This window comes from Methylobacterium sp. GC_Met_2 (genome assembly GCF_026540795.1).
In the GTDB taxonomy this organism is placed as follows: Bacteria; Pseudomonadota; Alphaproteobacteria; order Rhizobiales; family Beijerinckiaceae; genus Methylobacterium.
Genome location: NZ_JALNUM010000158.1, coordinates 1 through 11,831, shown reverse-complemented (window position 1 = coordinate 11,831; position 11,831 = coordinate 1). Strand labels below are relative to the sequence as shown.

At 67.1% G+C, this 11,831-nt stretch carries 22 protein-coding genes and 1 pseudogene; 10 read left to right on the top strand and 13 right to left on the bottom strand.

The annotated features are described in order from the left end of the window. From OXS49_RS30620 to OXS49_RS30610, 3 genes and pseudogenes are all read left to right on the top strand, one after another. Positions 1-758: pseudogene (locus tag OXS49_RS30620) on the top strand (hypothetical protein); the annotation flags it as partial. Positions 759-835: 77 nt separating this feature from the next. After that, positions 836-1,084 carry a hypothetical protein gene (locus OXS49_RS30615; protein ID WP_267428368.1) on the top strand — a complete coding sequence of 83 codons (249 nt, stop codon included), beginning with the start codon at positions 836-838 and terminating at the stop codon, positions 1,082-1,084. Positions 1,085-1,110: 26 nt separating this feature from the next. Next, positions 1,111-1,533: a hypothetical protein gene (locus tag OXS49_RS30610; RefSeq protein WP_267428367.1), complete on the top strand. Its 423-nt coding sequence runs from the start codon at positions 1,111-1,113 to the stop codon at positions 1,531-1,533. Positions 1,534-1,563: 30 nt separating this feature from the next. Here the strand turns inward: OXS49_RS30610 and OXS49_RS30605 are convergent, their stop codons facing one another. Beyond that, a complete protein-coding gene (locus tag OXS49_RS30605) occupies positions 1,564-1,791 on the bottom strand; it encodes a hypothetical protein (protein WP_267428366.1) in 228 nt (75 codons plus the stop codon). A gap of 410 nt (positions 1,792-2,201) precedes the next feature. Here OXS49_RS30605 and OXS49_RS30600 point away from each other — a divergent pair, with 410 nt between their 5' ends. Further along, positions 2,202-2,453 carry a hypothetical protein gene (locus tag OXS49_RS30600; protein ID WP_244001376.1) on the top strand — a complete coding sequence of 84 codons (252 nt, stop codon included), beginning with the start codon at positions 2,202-2,204 and terminating at the stop codon, positions 2,451-2,453. A 78-nt stretch (positions 2,454-2,531) separates the two neighbouring features. On the opposite strand, the gene OXS49_RS30595 is transcribed toward OXS49_RS30600, so the two are convergent. The 3 genes from OXS49_RS30595 to OXS49_RS30585 all read right to left on the bottom strand — a co-directional run bounded on the left by OXS49_RS30595 (position 2,532) and on the right by OXS49_RS30585 (position 3,393). Continuing rightward, the gene (locus OXS49_RS30595; protein WP_267428365.1) at positions 2,532-2,774 is read right to left on the bottom strand and encodes a hypothetical protein; all 243 of its coding nucleotides are present in this window, start codon (positions 2,772-2,774) and stop codon (positions 2,532-2,534) included. A 106-nt stretch (positions 2,775-2,880) separates the two neighbouring features. After that, positions 2,881-3,099, bottom strand: coding sequence for a hypothetical protein (locus tag OXS49_RS30590; protein WP_267428364.1), 219 nt, complete (start codon positions 3,097-3,099; stop codon positions 2,881-2,883). Positions 3,100-3,198: 99 nt separating this feature from the next. After that, on the bottom strand, positions 3,199-3,393 hold the full coding sequence (locus tag OXS49_RS30585; protein WP_244001382.1) for a hypothetical protein: 195 nt from the start codon (positions 3,391-3,393) through the stop codon (positions 3,199-3,201). Between the two features lie 114 nt (positions 3,394-3,507). On the opposite strand from OXS49_RS30585, the gene OXS49_RS30580 reads away from it, so the two are divergent. Then, complete coding sequence (locus OXS49_RS30580) at positions 3,508-3,699, top strand: hypothetical protein (RefSeq protein ID WP_243925762.1); 192 nt, start codon at positions 3,508-3,510, stop codon at positions 3,697-3,699. Positions 3,700-3,747: 48 nt separating this feature from the next. On the opposite strand, the gene OXS49_RS30575 is transcribed toward OXS49_RS30580, so the two are convergent. The 7 genes from OXS49_RS30575 to OXS49_RS30545 all read right to left on the bottom strand — a co-directional run bounded on the left by OXS49_RS30575 (position 3,748) and on the right by OXS49_RS30545 (position 7,002). Next, a complete protein-coding gene (locus OXS49_RS30575) occupies positions 3,748-3,999 on the bottom strand; it encodes a hypothetical protein (protein WP_244001384.1) in 252 nt (83 codons plus the stop codon). A gap of 92 nt (positions 4,000-4,091) precedes the next feature. Further along, positions 4,092-4,268 carry a hypothetical protein gene (locus tag OXS49_RS30570; RefSeq protein ID WP_244001386.1) on the bottom strand — a complete coding sequence of 59 codons (177 nt, stop codon included), beginning with the start codon at positions 4,266-4,268 and terminating at the stop codon, positions 4,092-4,094. Between the two features lie 108 nt (positions 4,269-4,376). Continuing rightward, positions 4,377-4,676, bottom strand: a complete 300-nt coding sequence (locus OXS49_RS30565; protein ID WP_244001388.1) for a PilZ domain-containing protein — start codon at positions 4,674-4,676, stop codon at positions 4,377-4,379. Between the two features lie 320 nt (positions 4,677-4,996). Then, entirely contained in the window at positions 4,997-5,179 is a 183-nt protein-coding gene (locus OXS49_RS30560; protein WP_244001390.1) for a hypothetical protein, read from the bottom strand. A 361-nt stretch (positions 5,180-5,540) separates the two neighbouring features. Beyond that, complete coding sequence (locus tag OXS49_RS30555; RefSeq protein WP_267428363.1) at positions 5,541-5,921, bottom strand: hypothetical protein; 381 nt, start codon at positions 5,919-5,921, stop codon at positions 5,541-5,543. Positions 5,922-6,024: 103 nt separating this feature from the next. Beyond that, positions 6,025-6,309, bottom strand: a complete 285-nt coding sequence (locus OXS49_RS30550) for a hypothetical protein (protein WP_244001394.1) — start codon at positions 6,307-6,309, stop codon at positions 6,025-6,027. A gap of 225 nt (positions 6,310-6,534) precedes the next feature. Beyond that, positions 6,535-7,002: a MucR family transcriptional regulator gene (locus tag OXS49_RS30545; RefSeq protein ID WP_244001396.1), complete on the bottom strand. Its 468-nt coding sequence runs from the start codon at positions 7,000-7,002 to the stop codon at positions 6,535-6,537. A gap of 341 nt (positions 7,003-7,343) precedes the next feature. On the opposite strand from OXS49_RS30545, the gene OXS49_RS30540 reads away from it, so the two are divergent. The 5 genes from OXS49_RS30540 (at position 7,344) to OXS49_RS30520 (ending at position 9,050) form a co-directional block, all read left to right on the top strand. After that, complete coding sequence (locus OXS49_RS30540) at positions 7,344-7,550, top strand: hypothetical protein (protein WP_243927732.1); 207 nt, start codon at positions 7,344-7,346, stop codon at positions 7,548-7,550. A gap of 34 nt (positions 7,551-7,584) precedes the next feature. Continuing rightward, a complete protein-coding gene (locus OXS49_RS30535; RefSeq protein ID WP_244001398.1) occupies positions 7,585-7,770 on the top strand; it encodes a hypothetical protein in 186 nt (61 codons plus the stop codon). 46 nt (positions 7,771-7,816) lie between these two features. Next, positions 7,817-8,071 carry a hypothetical protein gene (locus OXS49_RS30530; protein WP_244001400.1) on the top strand — a complete coding sequence of 85 codons (255 nt, stop codon included), beginning with the start codon at positions 7,817-7,819 and terminating at the stop codon, positions 8,069-8,071. A 130-nt stretch (positions 8,072-8,201) separates the two neighbouring features. Next, positions 8,202-8,435, top strand: a complete 234-nt coding sequence (locus OXS49_RS30525; protein WP_244001402.1) for a hypothetical protein — start codon at positions 8,202-8,204, stop codon at positions 8,433-8,435. Positions 8,436-8,621: 186 nt separating this feature from the next. Beyond that, positions 8,622-9,050, top strand: a complete 429-nt coding sequence (locus OXS49_RS30520) for a hypothetical protein (protein WP_267428362.1) — start codon at positions 8,622-8,624, stop codon at positions 9,048-9,050. 4 nt (positions 9,051-9,054) lie between these two features. Here the strand turns inward: OXS49_RS30520 and OXS49_RS30515 are convergent, their stop codons facing one another. Then, complete coding sequence (locus OXS49_RS30515; RefSeq protein ID WP_267428361.1) at positions 9,055-9,348, bottom strand: hypothetical protein; 294 nt, start codon at positions 9,346-9,348, stop codon at positions 9,055-9,057. Positions 9,349-9,563: 215 nt separating this feature from the next. Continuing rightward, positions 9,564-11,591, bottom strand: coding sequence for a threonine--tRNA ligase (gene thrS, locus OXS49_RS30510; RefSeq protein WP_267428360.1), 2,028 nt, complete (start codon positions 11,589-11,591; stop codon positions 9,564-9,566). Between the last annotated feature and the right edge of the window lie 240 nt (positions 11,592-11,831).

Genomic DNA, 11,831 nt, shown 5'->3' with positions numbered 1-11,831 from the left:
TCGGCACCTCCTCCGGTACCGGAAGCACGGGGGGCGCTGGGGTCACCGGGTCGACGCTCGGCTCGAGTGGAACCGGCAGCACGGCCGGAGCCATCGGGACATTGGGCGGTTTCGGCACGACGCTGGGCTCGACCTCGAACGCCGCCCTCGGCTCGCTCTCGGGAAGCGCCCTTTCGACGACCTTCGGGTCGGCCAGCCTGGGGAGCAACGCCGCGTTCACGACGAATGCGACGGGCCTGACGACAGGTCTGACGACAGGCTTCAACACCGGCACGGGCACGGCGCGGACGTCTGGTCTGGGGACATCCGCGTTCGGCACGTCGGCGTTCGGTTCATCCGCCGCCGGGATCGGCAGCCCATCACGCACCGCGACGAGCCTGGGCACCGACGCGACGGCCGCATCGAGCTTCGCTTCGGCCGGAACCGCCAATGCCGCCGACGCGGCCAGCCTCGGAACCACGACCTCCGGGCTCGCGGCGTTCACAACCGGAGGTGGGACGGGGGCCGTCACGGGTCTCGTCCCAGGGGTGGTCTCGACCGGAACAGCGGGGGGAGCGGCTTCGGGCGGCGCCGGGATCGCGGTCGCGTCATCCGTGATCGCCGCTCGGGATCTCGACCGCGTTCAAGCGGCGCCGGCCGGCGGAGGGGCGTCCGGCGGTGCCGGCGTCGGCGGTGCGGCTGCCGCGCCCGGCCGGCTCAACGATCCCTGCGGGGGCGCCCTCGCGGCGGCCTGCCTCGGCGATGACGGCGCATTCTGAACGGGGCGTTCCGGAACCGCAATTCCAGCGCCGCCGTTCTTTCCGCACCGGCGTCTCGGCCGGGACAGGAGATGGAGATGAGCGTCATTCTGAGCCGCGCTTCGTGGGCAGCCATTCTCGTTCTGGGTCTCTCGAGCGCAGCACTCGCGCGCGAGGTGGGCTCTCAGCCGCGTGGGGCCGGGAAGGCTCCGATCCATCAGGGTCTGGGATTCAATCAGCCGACATTCCGAGCGGACATGCGCACCGTCAGGGACCAGCCCTACACCTGGCCGGTGAGGGACCGTTACCGGCCGATCTCGCAGCCGTATTACGGCCGGGCCTTTTGAGGATATCCCGAACGGCACCGGCACGGATGCGCCGGTCGCCGCCGTCCCTGACGGTGGCCGCGATGCGTGGGCGGTGCCGACGCATCCTCGTACGCCTGCCCCTTGGCCTCCTGCGCCTTGGCCTCCTGTCCCTTGGCCTCGTGTCCCTTGGCCTCTTGCCCCTCGCCTCCTTGTCCCTCGCCGTGTTGGCGCCGGCCCGGGCGGGCGAGTTCGCCCAATTGCCCCCGGCGCAAGGCATGGCCCTGACGCTGCCTGAGCCCGGCATGGCGAACAGCACGGTTGCGGAGCCGTCCGTGACCCCGGTCCCGCCCCAGATCGACCCTGACGCGGGTCGGCGCCGGCTCCGAATGCTTGGGACCGGGTTTCCGTCCATCGGCGGGCAGCTTCCGAACCAGCGTACCGGCTCCCGGCACGAGCACGTCGTGCGCGACATCTGCATCGGCTGCTGAGCTACCGGTGCCGCACGGCGGCCGGTGATCCTACTGCAGCGCGTGTGACTGGCTGTTGGCGCGGATCCAGCCCGGCGAAAGGATGTCGCCTGCCTCAGTGATGATCCAGGGCTGCGCATCCTCCGCCTCGATCGCCTGCACGGCGACGGCCAGCGCCTCGCGCAGGGTTGCGAACGGACGCGCCCTGGCCGATCGGCCGGGCGCACGTTTAGGCCAGACGGTCAGCTCTGCGCGCTTGTCGAGATCGGCGGGCGTCATACCATCGCTCCGGCTTCTTCGCAGTTCGGCCCCAGGGTAGCGCCTTGTTGTGACGTGGCTCTGGCGAACGTGTTGCTGATTCGTGTCGTGTCGATCACGGCACCGCGAACGCCAATTCCGGTGCAGTCGACGCGACGCGCGGGCCCCGGCGAGAAATTAGATCTGCTCTCGCCTCAATATAAATTTGAGACTGCAGGGGAGGAAGTTTATTTCATTTGCGCTGAATGCATGGCGATCCAGACGATCGACTGAACGCCACGCCTGATGCGACGCCTGCATCCTTGCACGACAATGCCGATGTAGCTCTATGTTGCAATGCATGATGAGCATGACGCAGTGCACAAAAGTGTGGTTCTATCCGGCGTCGGTCGCTCTTCGTGATCCGACTGCGATCGAAACGGAGACGCACCATGCGCACGATCTTCATCCTCGCGTCGGCGGCGCTCATCTCGGCCGCCACCTTCGCCGGCTCGGCCTCGGCCGAGGAAAACCTTCATCTGACGCCGCCGCTCTATCGCGATCAGGCTTCGGTCGCTCAACAGGGCCGCCGTCTCGCTCATCTGACGACCACGCCGCAGCTGGTGCCCGCGACGGCTGATCTTCGGATCGCTTCGACGTCCAGACGGACCCTGGTCCAGGCCTCCGCCGAGGCGCGCCGCTGAGGGCGGAATCCGGGGGCGATCAACCGGATCGCCCCCAAATTCGAAGTCACCGCAGTCGGCCATATTCGACCCCGGGACTCAGACAATGTGCAACGCCCGCGCGGCCTCCGCTGCCGGGACGCCGCGCTGGATGAGCCGGCGCGTCCGTTCTCGCTGATCCGAGCCGGCGTTCAGAATAAACGTCAGCATCCAGTACCCTTCGCAGTAGAGATCCAGCCAAGCATATTGAACCGCCGCCGTCAGGCGTATGGCGAGTTCGGCTTGCCGGAGACTCAGACTCAGACTTTCATCGGCCAGCCGACCAATCTCCCGCTCGATCATCTCCGCCCCTGCCCAGATGTGGCCAGCGGCGTATCGAGCCGCCGGTTCAAGTCCTTGACGTGATCAAACTCCGGTCGCTCCGAAACCCGTTCGGTCGTCTGCCGGGTCATGTCTGCACCGTACTCAAGTGCGGCGTGGGTGCACGCGGTGCTCTGGTGGAATGCATCCGGGACGAAGTTGCCAGATCCGTTGAGCCATGAACCATGTCGTTGGTGCGACGCACCACTTCAATGAAGCTGGCGAACGCCACGCGCGCCTTTGCCAAACGGCTCTCGGTGAAGTTGCGCTTGTGCGGCGGGAGCGCGGAGCGGGGACCGTCGGCCATGCTCCAGCTCCTCAGGCCCGCCCGCCCGGCCGCAGCCGTAGTAAGCCGGGTGTGTCGGATAAACGCCATCGTCAGGCGTGCCCGCTTAAGATTCCCGGCTCAGATCTCAGTTTCACGCCGGAACACGGCGTCCGCGCCGGTACCCTTTTGAGACAGGCCGACATCCGGATCTGCATCGGTTATCGGCAGTGGCTTGTTCGAGATGTCCTGCTCGAGATCCACGCGCCCGTCAGTGTCCGATTCGATCAGGCCGGGGGCACGTTCCGGGATCGGGATGTCGCGGGCGTTCGTCATCGGGTGCCTCTCCCCAGATAACGCGATGGCAGCCTCTCGGGTCCCTGCCATGTCGCCTCGCGACAGGATCGAGACTGCGGCGCTATATGAGCTCAAACGAGCGAGGAGAATGGTGTGTTCACCGTCAAGGGGATCGACCCGTCCGGGCGTATCATGACTTTCGCCTGCGGGACCGACGAGCAGGCCATGGAGAAGACCTGGGAACTGACCCGACGGGGTTTTCGCGAGATCACGGTCGCCGACCCGAAGGGCAAGGAGATGTCGGCCGCCGCCTTCGAGCGATCCCTGAATATCGATTGGGACTGAGAGGGCTCGATGCGCGCGCCCGCGACGAGGCCGCCAGTGCTGCGCGCCTCAGTGCAGTTCATAGCAGTTCGTGACGACACGGGGGTTGCGCGTCACATCGAACAGGATCGAGCACTGGACGAGGTAGGCCCTATCCCGCTTGCGAAACAGGATCAGGGATGAGCGATTGTCGAATGTCCCCGTGTAGCCGGCAATCTCCCAACCATCCCCGTTGAGCCGCTCGATGCTGAGAGGCTGATCGGCGGCCGAGCCGGGCGCCATCCAGCCGAGCCAGGCGGCGATGCTCAGGGACTGTCGCATCCAGGTCCGTCGCCTGGAATCGCCGCGCGGACGTCTCGATCGTCCCGCGGCGGCGGCGTTCGCAATCCCGGTCAGCTCCGACGGGGCGCCCGTCACAGGCCTGGGACCGCGTCGATCTCGGGCGCTGGTTCCCCGCGCGGGGGCTCCGGATCGTCGGCTGGGGCTGGCGGAAGCCGCGGGGGCGGCATGTCGCCGGTGTTCGGCGGCATCGGCAAACCCTGCGGCAGGTCCGGCATCTCCTCCGCGTCGGGCGCTCTCGGATCCGACATGATGCGTTCTCTCCCTCACGCCGCGATCACGCTGGCGGCAACCGAGGGAGAACGATCAATCGGCGCGAAGGTGCCGCGCGGCTCCACGAGCGGCCGAGGGCCGCCGCGTCAGATCGGCTCCAGCGCATACCACGAATCCGGCGTGGTCGGACGGGCCGGCGCAGAGGTTTCTGTCGCTGCCCCGATCTCCTCCAACCGGCGCCAGACCGCTTGGCAGACGAGGATCTCGTTGCTTGCATTGATGCTCAACACGAAGCGATCCGGGACAATCTCCGCCTCCGGAAGGGCGATGCGGATACCGCCGACCGACCGATCGTAGACGATGCAGGGCAGGCTGCAGTGCTCGTCGACCGAGATGCTGCCGGTCTCGTTCAGGATCGTACGCGGAGCACTGCGCCGTTCGAACATCGCTGCCTCATGAAAGGTCGTGCAGCAAGGATCGTCGATGCGCCTTCAGGTCGGGTTCTGACAAAAGATCAAATTGTCGGTTTCGGCAGTTCCAATCGTCACCTCACTGGTTTGTGAGATGGACGTACCGGTTCCAGCGATCGCGACGGCGGATAGACCAAGAGTTGGATCGGGCATGATCGCCGAAGGACGCATCCGGTCCGCCGAGACGGCAGGCCCCGAAGCGGGTTTTGCCCCGTGGCTGCCGGCTCTCGACGAAAACCTGCGACCGACCAGAGGCCCCTGGCGTCGACTCGATGCCGGCTTCGGCGAAGGCCGCTCTACTCGGTGATCACCTCGACGAGGGTCGTCAGGAAGCCGAGGGCGACGGCGCCAATCCCGCCCATGAACGCTACGTCCCAGCCGGCGAACTCCTTCGACCGAGGCGCGCGGAGGAAGGCGAACATCGTCACGGCGGCGCCGCACACGACGAGGGCGAGGGCGAGATAAATCGGGCGCGACATGCGGTTTCCTCCTCCGCCGGTCCCTCGGCCCTTCAGGGCTCTTGTTCGGATGAGCGAGACCGGCGTGATCCGTTTCTTTTCATCCGTCGACAAATGATGGCAGACGGACGCGCAGTGAACAAGGATATAATGAATTCTGCATTGCAGAACGTCGCGCTGGCAGGATCGAGATCTGCATTTCCGACAGACCGCAAAGTCTAGCGGGTGAAAAGCTGCCTTGCGGAACCTGCCTCACAGCCCCGTATCGTTGAACAGCCGCCACGTGCGGCAGAGGGCGCATCAGGGCACCCTACGAAATTTTCGATGACGGAGAACCCTCCCCTCGCACGCGGCGGCGCGGCGGGCGACTGGTGAACAGCTTTCAGTCGAGGAAAACCCGAACGCCGTCAGTATTGAGGATGTCGCGCTGATCGGCGCACCAGCGGTCGGCGCCGACCGTGGCGATCTCATCCGCAGCGCGCTGGCCTTCGGCCGCGATGGCGGTCTCGGCCCTGTGGCGGCCCAGGGCCGCCTCGAGGGCACGGCGGGCCGTCCGCGACAGGCCGTCCGAGATCGCGTCATCCACAGTATAGAGCGCCCGACAATGCAGTACGATGCCGGCCTGGGCGCCCACGATTCGCACCAGCCCGTCGATCGTCTCGGTGCGCTTGGCCAAAGCTGTGTCCGGTGCGTCCTCGGCCAGCGCGAACCCGCCGGGCAGCGGTGCGGCGGCGAGCAAAACCGCGAGCAGGGTGCGTCTCATCGTCGACCAATCCCTGAGCGGTGCGGGTCGGGGCGGTCCCGACCGAGGCTGGCTGCACGGATCCACGTGGGGCGATTCGGCCGCGCCATTCAGGGCCGGGCGATTACTTCCGCGCGGCCATCAGATCATGGGCAAGCACCGTCAGCTTGCCGATCAGGCTGCTGATATCGCCGCTCTTGCACGACCACTGGGTTCCGATCGCTTCACCATCGGCCGACACGGAGACGATCGCCACCGAGCGCATCCGGCCTTCGCGGGCGAGCGCCAGATGATCCTGCAGCACGGCGATGATCGACGCGGTGTCCTCGTCGGCAACGGCCGGGGCGACATGCGCCGGGAAGGGCACGACCGAACTTTGCTTCGTCTGCTCTCGCTTCATCTCGCCCATCCCTTGGTTGTCGTCTCGGGATCCGACGTGCGCAGACGCTATGTGCAGAGTAAGGCAGCTTGTCCGTGTCGGGCAATGTCGTGGACGTGTGTGGCGCCGCAGCAACGATGGCGCGCGTCACCGGCCTTGCTCCGGGATCAGCCTTGTTGGCGGCCGAACGCCCGGGACCCCGTCGCCGAGCTGCGGCAACCGCTCGTGCAGGGGTCCCTGGGACGCGATCCGATCTCAGGCCGCCTTGCGGCCCTTGCGCTCGCGCTCGGCCATGGCGCCGGGCTGGCCAAGACCGATCGCCTTGGCCAGAGCGGAGCGCTGCTCGGCGTAGGCCGGGGCGACCATCGGATAATCGGCCGGCAGGCCGTAGCGGTCGCGGTAGGCCCTCGGGTCCAGCCCGTGGCTGGTCAGGTGGCGCTTGAGCGTCTTGTAGGTCTTGCCGTCGATGAAGCTGACGATCCCGTCCGGACGGACCGACTTGCGGATCTGGGCCGCGCTCGGCCGGTCGATGTCGGGCTGGGCTGCCGTGCCGGTCTCCACCGTCAGGGTGCCCGAGACGAGGCCCGCGATGGCCCCGTGGACCCGGGCGATCAGCGCCGGCAGCTCCGCGGCCGGAACGGGATTGTTCGACACGTAGGCGGCGACGATGTCACCGGCCAGCTCGATGAAGTTGGGGGTGGGCCCGGTGGTTTCTTCTGTCACTTCAGCATTCCTAGTGTGCCCCTCACAAGTGATTTGCTACTTCCCCCCGCTGAATGCAAGTTACAAAATCGTTTGTGGACCGGCATCCGGTGCATGATTGGCATGCCCGGCACGGCCGGCAGGCGGGTATTTCCGGCAATCGTCCAAGAGATCTTGGTCGCAGCGACCGGGCGATGCAGTCGACTGCGGGAGTGTTTTTCCCAGGCTGCGAAACGATCCAGCAATGCACCTAGAGTTCAGGAATATCCCTGGGATCGCGCTTCAGGTATTCGGTCGACGGGGCCGCGACGGCGCCAGGCCGCCGTGGTGACGTCGCGGCCGCGACGTGGCATTGCGCGACCATGCTCCTGCTGGCCCTCATCCTCGCCCTCCTCGTCGTCTTGGTGATGATGATCGTCCTGCGGCGCTGGACCGGCCGGCTGGCCTCGCTGGCGACGCTGCTCGCTGCAGCGATCATGGCCCTCTGGCTGGCCGAGGTCGGGCTGCTCCCGGGGTCCAAGGGGCCGCTGACCGCCGACCGACCCCTCGTGCCCGGACTCGACCGGTAACGGTCCGGTAAGCCTGTCGCGGCCAGCATGGACCATGCCCACGCTCTCCGCACCGCGCCTCCTGACCTTTCTCGTGTCGGCCGTTCTGATCGGTCTCGCCGTCGCCAGCCTGTACACACGGATCCCGATGGTCGGACGGACCGTGGTGGTGCACCGGCAATGGTTCTTCATCGGCGCCTACGTCCTTCTGGCGCTCGGTGTGACGACACGCAGCCTGTGAGCGGCGGGCCTCGGTCACGGAGGCCGCCAGCAGCGAGGAGACCGCCATGGCCTTGAAAACCACCTTCGTGGTTCAGCCCTTCGAACTGCATCGCAAACGCCTGCGCCCGGCGCGCCAGGAGCCTGCGCAGAGCGAGTTCGGCGCCCTCAAGAAGGCGGAGGCGCTGGCCGGACGCCTGCCCGGCGCTGTCGCCCTGAAGGTCGTCGCCGACGACGAGACCGGCGAACTCGATAGCGTGGCGATCCTTGGCCAGTTCGGCGACGTGCCGGACGACTTCGCCGAGAGCCTGCTCGGCGGCTGATCCCAGCGCTGACAGGCACCCGTTTCCGTCCATGCGACACAGGCAACGCAGGTTTATAGGTGGATTGAAACTACGTAGAAACAACGGATCATGATTTTTGCGAGCAGTCGTGCTCGCTGAGCCAGAGCCTGTGACCCGCTATTTCATCGACATCCATGACGGCACCAACCTTGTCCGCGACCATGAGGGTTTTGATGTTCCTGATCTGACCGCAGCGCGGGCGCAGGCAGTGCGGATGATGACCCGCATCGCCCAGGGCCTGTCGGATCCGCGGGAGCGGCAGGATTACGTCATCGCGGTGCGCGACGCGCAGGGCGAGGTCCGTCTGCGCCTGCGGCTCTCCTACGACATCGAGCAAGGCTGACGGCGGTTGAGGGACGAGGCCGGGATAGCGCGGTCGATCCGCCGCGTTGGTGCGCGTCGCTAGTGCTCTGACGCATCCACTTCGTTCATGCGAGTGAGCACGAGTTCTTTGGTTTTGCATCAATTTTTCCAGACTCAGCTGACGCCTCCGTCTGGATCGATGCACTAGAACGGTCGAGGAGGACGGATGAGACGGACGACGGGTGCGATCGGATCTTGCACGGCGGCGCTCGCGCTGCTCTGCGCCCTGCCCCTGGCGGCGCGGGCGCAGACGGCACCGCCGCCCCCGGCCGGGTCCGCGACGGCGACGCCGGACAACGCCGTCCTGCTGACGGTCTTCCTGCGCCACGACCAGTCGCGCCCCTTGGCCGAACTGAACGCGCAGCTCGCCAAGCAGGGGTTCTACAAGGCCTTCCCGCCCCCCGGGATCGAGGTCGTCTCGTGGAACGTCGTCATGGGGATCGGGCAGATCATCACGCTGCGGCTGGCCGCCACCCGGCTCCGGGAGGTCAACCGGGTCCTCGAGGACACGGCCTGGGGCGCCTACCGGACCGAGTTCTACCCGACCTACGATTACCGGGCGGTGGGCCTCGCGGAGCACGAGAAGGCGCGCTGACAGCTCAGCGTTGGCCGCTGTCGCTGTTGCGCTGCGTGCAGCGCCATCCGGCCCAGCAGGACGGCACGTCGGCGGAGGGCTCGAAAGCCGGCGCACCGGTCTCGTCCTGTTGGCATGATCCGGAATCCAGGTGGACGGTCTCGTAGGCCGTCTCGCTCCGCGCGAGGATCACGGTGCGATCCCGGGCGACGCGGGCCCGCAGGGCGGCGCAGGTCAGGCCGCGCGTGTCGATCCGCTCCTGTGCGACGGCACCGGTCGCAAGGACGCTCAGGACGAGGGCACAGGCAAGGCGAGGCATGGGTCCCTCCGGATGTTTTTGGACCAATACCGGAACCCGGTTTCGTCAGTGTTTCCGGATGTCTTCGGCGGGCCGGCGGAATGTCGTGGATGGCGGTTTCAAAGATCTATCCGAGGATAAGAACGAACGGTCCCGCGGCTCGCCCTCCCCCGCAAAGGGGGGAGGTGGACGCGCGGCGACCTACGCCGCCAAACCGCGACCCCGAGCCCGTCCCGTCAAGGCGCAGGCTGCACCTCATGATGCCCGTCGAGCACCGTGTCGCTGCTCGGGACCGTCTCGGCCACGGCCTCGGCCCGGCGGCGGTCCGGAGCCGTCGCCTCCTCCACGAAGGCCGCCACCGCCTCGGTCAGCGGCAGCGTGCGGGTCTGCTGGCTGCCGAGCCGCCGGATCGAGACCGTCTGCTCCTCCGCCTCGCGCTTGCCCAGCGCCAGCAGCACCGGCACCTTGGCCAGCGAGTGCTCCCGGACCTTGTAGTTGATCTTCTCGTTGCGCAGATCCGCCTCGACCCGAAGGCCCGCCCGCTCCAGGGTGCGGATGACGTCCCGGGCGTAGGGATCGGCCTCGCCGGTGATCGTCGCCACCACCACCTGCACGGGCGCCAGCCAGAGCGGGAAATGCCCGGCGAAGTGCTCGATCAGGATGCCGGTGAAGCGCTCCATCGAGCCGCAGATCGCCCGGTGGACCATCACGGGCGGCTTCCTCGCGCCGTCGGCGTCGATGTAGAACGCGCCGAACCGCTCGGGCAGGTTGAAGTCGACCTGCGTGGTGCCGCATTGCCAGTCGCGCCCGATCGCGTCGCGCAGCACGTACTCGAATTTGGGCCCGTAGAACGCGCCCTCCCCCGGGTTGATCGCCGTCTTGATCCGGCCGGCCGACTGCTCCTCGATCTGTGCCAGAACCCGGGTCATCACCTCCTCGGCGTGGTCCCACAGCGCGTCGGAGCCGACGCGCTTCTCGGGCCGGGTCGAGAGCTTCACCACGATCTCGCCGAAGCCGAAATCCGCGTAGGTCGAGAGGATCAGGTCGTTGATCTTCAGGCACTCGTCGGCGAGCTGGTCCTCGGTGCAGAAGACGTGGGCGTCGTCCTGGGTGAAACCGCGCACGCGCATCAGCCCGTGCATCGCGCCGGACGGCTCGTAGCGGTGGACCACGCCGAACTCGGCCATGCGCAGGGGCAGGTCGCGGTAGGATTTCAACCCGTGCTTGAAGATCTGCACGTGGCCCGGACAGTTCATCGGCTTGAGCGCGAACCAGCGCTTGTCCTCGGCCTCCTCGCCGGCCGATTGCGCGGCGAACATGTTCTCCCGGTACCAGCCCCAGTGGCCGGAGGTCTCCCACAGGGCCTTGTCGAGGATCTGCGGCGCGTTCACCTCGGCATAGTCGCCGCGCAGGCGCCGGCGCATGTAGGCGATCAACTCCTGGAAGATCGTCCAGCCCTTGGCGTGCCAGAACACGACGCCCGGCCCCTCCTCCTGGAAGTGGAACAGGTCCATCTCCCGGCCGAGCCGGCGGTGGTCCCGGCGCTCGGCCTCCTCCAGCCGGTGCAGGTAGCCGTCGAGATCGGCCTGGACCGCCCAGGCGGTGCCGTAGATGCGGGTGAGCATCGGGTTGTTCGAATCACCCCGCCAATAGGCGCCCGCGACCTTCATCAGCTTGAAGGCGGTGCCGACCTTGGCGGTCGAGGTCATGTGCGGGCCGCGGCACAGGTCGAACCAATCGCCCTGGCGGTAGATCTTCAGGTCCTCGCCAGGCGGGATCGCGTCGACCAGCTCGACCTTGAATTTTTCGTCCTTGCCGGCGAACAGCGCCCGCACGTCCTCGCGCTTCCAGATCTCTTTCGTAAACGGTGCATCGCGCGCAATGATCTCGCGCATCTTCGCCTCGATCTTCGGGAAGTCCTCCGGGGTGAACGGCGTCTCGCGATAAAAATCGTAATAAAAACCGTTCTCGATCACCGGGCCGATCGTCACCTGCGTGTCCGGCCAGAGCGCCTGCACCGCCTCGGCGAGCACGTGCGCGCAATCGTGCCGGATCAGCTCCAGGCTGCGCGGATCGGTGCGGTCCAGGAACTCGATGCGGGCGTCGTGCGCGATCGGATCGTCGAGGTCGGCGACCGTGCCGTCGAGCGCCATGGCGACGGTGCGCTTGGCCAGCGACTTGGCGATGCCCTCGACCACGGCGCGACCGGTGGTGCCGGCGGCGATCTCCCGCGTGTTGCCGTCGGGGAAGGTGAGAATCGGCATGGATCAAGCGTCTCCGGGCTCAGTCCTGCATACGCGGCAGGTAAGCGGTTTCGGGGGAGCGGCCGTGTAGACCGATTTTTGGGGCGAGGGAACAACGGTGCGGCGCAACTTCCCGCATCCCAGACCCGGCTGGCCTGCCCCAGCCTGTCCTCACGGCATGCGCCATCGTCCCCACCCGCCTTCCGGCGCCGGGGGCATGGCCCAAGAGAGACAACACGCGGGACGCGGGACGCCGCGGGG